Source organism: Draconibacterium mangrovi (genome assembly GCF_010586825.1).
Lineage (GTDB): Bacteria > Bacteroidota > Bacteroidia > Bacteroidales > Prolixibacteraceae > Draconibacterium > Draconibacterium mangrovi.
This window is the reverse complement of the sequence record NZ_JAAAGB010000014.1, coordinates 76,940-83,547: the sequence shown is the minus strand read 5'-3', so window position 1 is coordinate 83,547 and position 6,608 is coordinate 76,940. Positions and strand designations below refer to the sequence as shown.

The following is a 6,608-nucleotide window of genomic DNA, read 5'->3' as shown; positions in this document are numbered from 1 at the left end:
GAGGAGGAACGACTGCCTGTCCCGATCGTAGCATCGGGAAGTTTCAGGAATTTTAGCGGTCATCGCGTAGCTTTTCCGAGAGAAGCGGGCGCAGCCTTGACTTTTGTGTTTACTATTTGTGTCAAGACAAATAGTAAAATCCGCCTGATAAGACAAAAACTTGTTTCTTTTAATTGGATAACATTTTATATGCTTGCTCCTTCAAAAATTTCATGCGAACCATAATTTCTTATACATTCGTGCAAGAATTTTTTTAGACTATGGATTGGAACACACTTCTTTCGCCAAAACGATTGGGCAGCAAGGGAACTTTAGGCCCCGTAACAAACGAAGACCGCACACAATTTCAGCGCGATTACGACCGGATCATTTTCTCGTCGCCATTTCGCCGGATGCAGAATAAAACGCAGGTTTTCCCGCTGCCCGAACATATTTTTGTGCACAACCGCCTCACGCACAGCCTTGAGGTGGCAAGTGTAGGCCGATCGCTGGGGAATTTGTTGTCGGAATACCTGCTGGAAATCCACCAGAATAATCCGCTGATCCATGAAATTGGAACAATCGTTTCAACCGCTTGCCTAGCTCACGATTTAGGAAATCCGCCGTTCGGGCACTCGGGCGAAGCAGCCATTTCGAACTATTTTAACAAAAAAAGCGGCCAGAAATTTAAAGACCAGCTTTCGGAAGGCGAATGGAAAGACTTCACCTGTTTTGACGGAAATGCCAACGCTTTTCGCACACTCACCCACCAGTTTAACGGTAAACGCGAGGGTGGTTTTGCCTTAACTTACTCAACGCTGGCCAGCATTGTAAAATACCCGTATGAGTCGGTAAAAGCTACCAAACCAAAGTTTGGGTTTTTCCAATCGGACAAAGAAAATTACTACCACATCGCCAATGAGTTGGGAATTGCGCAAAAAGAAGATGGAAGTTTTGCCCGACATCCGCTAGTATACCTGGTGGAAGCAGCCGACGATATTTGCTACCAGATTATGGATTTGGAAGATGCTTTTAAACTGGGCATTTTACACTACGACAGAATTCGTACACTTTTCCAAAACTTCTTTACCCAAGAACGTATTGAACGTTTCGAGGAAACCTTTACGCAGGTAAGCGATATAAACGAACAAATAAGTTACCTGCGCGCCAACGTTATCGGCGAGTTGATTTACCGCTGCATTAATATTTTTAAAGCCAATTACGAAACAATTATGGCCGGGACTTTCGCTGGTAGTCTTATCGATAAGCTTCCAGAGAAACAAGCCGCAGCAATGAAAGAAGTCCAACGTATTTCGTTTGGCGAAATTTATGCACACCGTTCAGTTGTTGAGATTGAAATTGCAGGTTACAAAATTATCGGAACGCTGCTGGAAGAGTTTGTGGATGCAATTATGAATACCGACAAAAAGGATAAGTACAGCCAAAAAATATTATCGCTGTTACCCGGCCAGTATAAAACCGACGATGATTCGGTGTACCTGAAAATCCAGTCGGTGGTTGATTTTGTATCGGGAATGACCGATATTTTTGCTCTCGACCTGTACCGAAAAATTAAAGGAATTAGTTTACCCGGCGTGGTATAGAAAGTTCACAGTATTCAGTCTCAGTTTACAGTGAAAAACTGATTACTGAGACTGAATACTGGAGACTGGATCTATCCTTCCAGTAAATTATCGAGCAAACCGCCACGTGCTTCTTTTCGGGCGTTTCCTCCTGCCGGCGACAACTCAGCAATTAATTTCCGTATTGGCATACTTTGCAACCAAACTTTTCCGGTTCCCCGTAACGTAGCCAGAAATAATCCTTCGCCGCCAAAAACCATCGAACGTAAACCTCCGGCCTGTTCAATACTATAATCTATCGATGTTTCAAAACCAACAATACATCCGGTGTCAACACGCAAAGTTTCGTTGTTCAGCTGTTTCTCAATTACAGTTCCTCCGGCGTGGATAAAAGCTTTTCCATCGCCTTGCAGCTGTTGAAGAATAAATCCTTCGCCACCAAAAAATCCAGCACCCAGTTTACGGTTAAACGTTATTGATATTTTTGTGCCTAGTGCAGCACACAAAAAAGCATCCTTTTGAACGATGATTCTTCCACCAAAATCCGGCAGGTTAAGAGGAATAATAGTTCCCGGGTAAGGAGCCGAAAATGCCACATGCTTTTTCCCCCATCCCTGATTGGTAAAATGGGTAAGAAACAGCGACTCGCCGCTGATCAAACGCGATCCGGCAGATAATACCTTATCAAAAAATCCGGCCCGTGGATTCGATCCGTCGCCCATGCGGGCCTGAAACTCAATACCATCTTCCATATACAACATGGCACCCGCTTCGGCAATTACCGTTTCGGCCGGATCTAATTCAATTTCAACCAACTGAACATCGTGACCGATGATCTTATAATCAATTTCATGCGAATTCATAGTTCTAATTTTATGTTTGAGCCCCGAATTTAAGTGAATTCGGGGAAATAAAATTCCAAATCAGAAAATTTAGCGATCTTTGCACAAAATAATTTAGCAATGCGCAAGAATAACAATAGTAACCGGGGCAGTTCACAAGGTAAATCATCCGGCAACACTTCAAAACGTTCGGTGAAGTCATCTTCAGGAAAACGTGTTGGAAAATCGCGGGTGGTTGAAAAATCGGAACCCAAAAAAGAATTCAAGCCCCGGAAAAAATATGGCAAACCGTCTGACAAGAAAGTAGAGGCTGAAGGACCAAGGCCAAAACTAAAAACGCTTTCGGCCGAAGGAATGCGCTTAAACCGTTTTATCGCCAATGCCGGTGTTTGTTCGCGCCGTGAAGCCGACACTTTTATTACTGCCGGAGCGGTGACCATTAACGGACAGATTGTTACTGAACTGGGAATACGTGTGCTGCCGGGCGACGAAGTACGTTTTGACGGACGGAAAATTGAAGCTGAGCGCAAAGTGTATATTTTGCTGAATAAACCAAAAGATTACGTTACCACCACCGACGATCCGCATGCGGATAAGATTGTGATGGACCTGATAAAAGACGCTTGCGATGAGCGCGTTTACCCGGTTGGCCGCCTGGACCGGAATACAACCGGATTGTTACTGTTTACCAACGATGGCGACCTTTCGAAAAAACTTACACACCCAAAACATAACAAAAAGAAGGTGTACCAGGTTACCCTCGACAAACCGGTTGAACGCGGACACATGGATATGATTGCCGCAGGAATTGAACTGGAAGACGGCCCAATTGCAGCCGATGCAATTAGCTATATTAAAGCTGAAGATAAAACCGAGGTAGGCATTGAAATTCACTCCGGAAAAAACCGTATTGTACGTCGTATTTTCGAGCACTTTGGTTACCGGGTAAAAAAACTCGACCGTGTACTTTTTGCCGGTCTCACCAAAAAGAATCTGCCGCGAGGAAAATGGCGGATTCTTACCGATAAAGAGGTGAAGTTTTTAAAAATGATGTAAAAAAAGTTGGAAGACTGAAGCCCGAAGTCGGAAGAAAACTCATCGAACTCCGGACTTCAAACTTCCTGCAATAATAAAAACTATAGCTGTTTGTTAACCATCAATTGTAATTATTCTCACTACCAGTTACTAATAAACCGATTTTGGAAAAGGAATTCTTACACATAATCCAGAAGAACCAAGGCATCATCCACAAAGTCTGCAACATTTATTGCGACACGGAAGATGACCGAAGTGATCTCTTTCAGGAAATTGTAGTACAGCTTTGGAAGTCGTACCCCAATTTCAGGAAAGAATCAAAGGTTTCTACATGGATGTATCGTGTGGCACTGAATACCGCGATTACCACTTTCAAAAAAAGTAAAAGAAGACCTGACCAAAGTAGCCTGACGTTCGATAATTTTCAAATTGAAGACGAAAAGTACGATACCGAAACTGAAGAGAACATAAAAGTATTGCATAAAGCCATTCAGCAGCTTACAGGAATTGAAAAATCGATTGTGCTGTTGTTCCTCGAAAACAAAAAATACGAGGAAATTGCTGAGATTACCGGAATCACCCAAAACTATGTGCGGGTAAAAATGAACCGGATAAAAAAGAAGCTGAAGAAGCTGATGGTAAACGAGGAGGAGTAGTATGGAATTAAACGAGTTGAAAAAAACATGGAGCAAAATAACCCCCTCCAAAGAACTGGACGAAAACCAGTTGCACACAATACTCAGTAAACGTACCAGAAGTCTTATTGACCGTATCGACCGGAATATAAAAATAGGTTTTGTCGTTTTGTTGGGATTAATCTTGCTATTTACTTTCGATGATTTTATTTTTTCGCCCGAAACTATTGAAAAATACTACAGCGAAACTCCCATCCCAAACTGGGTTTTGTTTTTGGCCGTTTTTGGTAATGTGCTTATTGTTACCACCTTTCTGTATTTTGTTATTAAGTATTATCGAGTAAAAAAACAATGCGATGTTGCTTGTGACATAAAAGGCACGCTCAAAAAAATAATTGAAACACTAACACTCTATCAACGACTTTTTTATCTGGCACTTGCCACATTGTTACTCAGTATGGCTTCAGCTTTTATTTCGGGGATGTTTATTGGAACCGAATATAATGCAGAGGCACAGGGGATGCATTTATCGGATATTCAAACAAGCCAGATTATTTTAACGGTCGGAATAACAGTGCTTCTTGTAGCTGTTTTCGGTGGTGCTATATTCTTTTTCCTTCGCTGGGGATTCCGCAAATTGTATGGCAACTACATTAAAAAATTAAAAGCCACACTGCGCGAACTGGAAGAATTGGATTAATTCTATAGCAAACCGGGCATGGGGCAAAGCGCATGGCGCTTCCGGTATCTATCGTCAAGAATCCAGTATCCGGCATCCAGTATCTAGTATCTGTCAAACGAAGCACATTCTTCCAACATATTGGCTGGTTTTATCGTTTATGTGTCGTAATTCAGGATCGACTTTTTATCTTTACGCCTCAAACTGAACATTAGATTATGACATTAATAAAATCGATCTCGGGAATACGAGGTACCATTGGAGGTAAACCGGGCGAAGGTTTAAGCCCGCTCGACCTGGTAAAATTTACTGCAGCTTACGCCACCTGGGCAAAAGAAAAAGCAAACAAAGAAAAAATTACAATAGTTGTTGGACGCGACGCACGAATTTCGGGAGAAATGGTATCATCAATCGTTGTTTCAACCCTGTCGGGGATGGGATGCAACGTGGTGAACATTGGGCTGGCAACCACGCCAACCACGGAAATTGCCGTTACCGAAGAAAAAGCTGATGGCGGAATTATCCTCACCGCCAGTCATAACCCAAAACAATGGAATGCATTAAAACTACTGAATTCCGCAGGTGAATTTCTTGATGCTGAAGAAGGAGCTAAAGTACTGGCAATTGCCGATGCTGAAGATTTCAGCTTTGCCGAAGTGGATGACCTGGGAACTGTGGTGGAAAAAGACTATACCGATATTCATGTGCAACATGTTCTGAACCTCGAATTGGTGGATGTGGAAGCCATTAAAAAAGCCAACTTTTCGGTAGCTGTTGATGCCGTTAACTCGGTTGGTGGCGTTGCCATGCCGGCACTTTTTAAAGCGCTCGACATTAAGAATATTGTTGAAATAAACTGCGAACCAACCGGTCATTTTGCACACACCCCGGAACCAATTCCTGAAAACCTGGTAGAAACAGCAGAAATTATCAGCAAAAATAAAGTTGACGTGGGTTTTGTTGTCGATCCTGATGTTGACCGCCTGGTGATTATCAACGAAGATGGCAGTATGTTTAACGAAGAATACACGCTGGTAGCCGTTGCCGATTATGTGTTGAGCCAAACTCCCGGAAATACCGTTTCCAATCTTTCATCGAGCCGTGCACTGCGCGATGTTACGGAGAAACATGGCCAAAGCTACTCGGCAGGAATGGTTGGCGAAGTGAATGTTGTGGCCAAAATGCGCGAAACAAATGCCGTTATCGGCGGCGAAGGAAACGGCGGAATTATTTATCCGGCCAGCCACAGTGGTCGCGATGCCTTGGTTGGAGCTGCACTTTTCCTTTCTCATTTGGCCAAATCGGGTCTTAAATGTTCGGAACTGCGTAAAACCTACCCCGATTATTTCATCTCTAAAAACAAAATTGAACTGACTCCGGAAATAGATGTGGATGGAATTCTTGTAAAAATGCAGGAAAAATATGCACACGAAGAGGTTACTGCAACCGACGGTGTAAAAATCGATTTTGTGGATTCATGGGTGCATTTACGAAAATCGAATACCGAACCGATCATCCGGATTTATGCCGAGGCAAAATCAAGTGCTGAAGCTGATAAGCTGGCTCAGCAAATGATCGACGAAATGAAAAGCCTTTTATAATTGGCATTACAGAAGGTTATACCAATTGTTTTTCAGTGTGAGCCTTAAGTGAAACACTGGAATTACAATGGTTAATACCGATTGAAAACGGAAATTGTATGAGATAAGGCTCATTCTGATTTCACATCGGTATTACTCAAATGTTAAGCAATCCTTTGGTGTTGGGTGTAGAAATTAAGTTTTAGCTAAATTTATGTTATAAAACATGTTTTAACTATTCCCTTATTTAAAAACGATCTACATTTGAACCGAAA

At 42.4% G+C, this 6,608-nt stretch carries 7 protein-coding genes; 6 read left to right on the top strand and 1 reads right to left on the bottom strand.

The features are described 5' to 3' along the window. Together G4420_RS23315 and G4420_RS21680 are read left to right on the top strand one after the other, a co-directional pair. Positions 1 to 225: hypothetical protein (locus tag G4420_RS23315; RefSeq protein WP_204273780.1), on the top strand; the 225-nt coding region annotated here is incomplete at its 5' end. Between the two features lie 35 nt (positions 226 to 260). Next, on the top strand, positions 261 to 1,583 hold the full coding sequence (locus G4420_RS21680) for a deoxyguanosinetriphosphate triphosphohydrolase (RefSeq protein ID WP_163326042.1): 1,323 nt from the start codon (positions 261 to 263) through the stop codon (positions 1,581 to 1,583). A 71-nt stretch (positions 1,584 to 1,654) separates the two neighbouring features. Here the strand turns inward: G4420_RS21680 and G4420_RS21675 are convergent, their stop codons facing one another. Next, a complete protein-coding gene (locus G4420_RS21675) occupies positions 1,655 to 2,425 on the bottom strand; it encodes a TIGR00266 family protein (RefSeq protein WP_045033495.1) in 771 nt (256 codons plus the stop codon). Positions 2,426 to 2,524: 99 nt separating this feature from the next. Here G4420_RS21675 and G4420_RS21670 point away from each other — a divergent pair, with 99 nt between their 5' ends. The 4 genes from G4420_RS21670 to glmM all read left to right on the top strand — a co-directional run bounded on the left by G4420_RS21670 (position 2,525) and on the right by glmM (position 6,354). Then, a complete protein-coding gene (locus G4420_RS21670; RefSeq protein ID WP_163326041.1) occupies positions 2,525 to 3,460 on the top strand; it encodes a pseudouridine synthase in 936 nt (311 codons plus the stop codon). Positions 3,461 to 3,603: 143 nt separating this feature from the next. After that, entirely contained in the window at positions 3,604 to 4,095 is a 492-nt protein-coding gene (locus tag G4420_RS21665) for an RNA polymerase sigma factor (protein ID WP_163326040.1), read from the top strand. Between the two features lies 1 nt (position 4,096). Further along, complete coding sequence (locus G4420_RS21660) at positions 4,097 to 4,774, top strand: hypothetical protein (protein ID WP_163326039.1); 678 nt, start codon at positions 4,097 to 4,099, stop codon at positions 4,772 to 4,774. Positions 4,775 to 4,971: 197 nt separating this feature from the next. Beyond that, positions 4,972 to 6,354, top strand: coding sequence for a phosphoglucosamine mutase (gene glmM, locus G4420_RS21655; protein ID WP_163326038.1), 1,383 nt, complete (start codon positions 4,972 to 4,974; stop codon positions 6,352 to 6,354). The last annotated feature ends 254 nt before the right edge of the window (positions 6,355 to 6,608 follow it).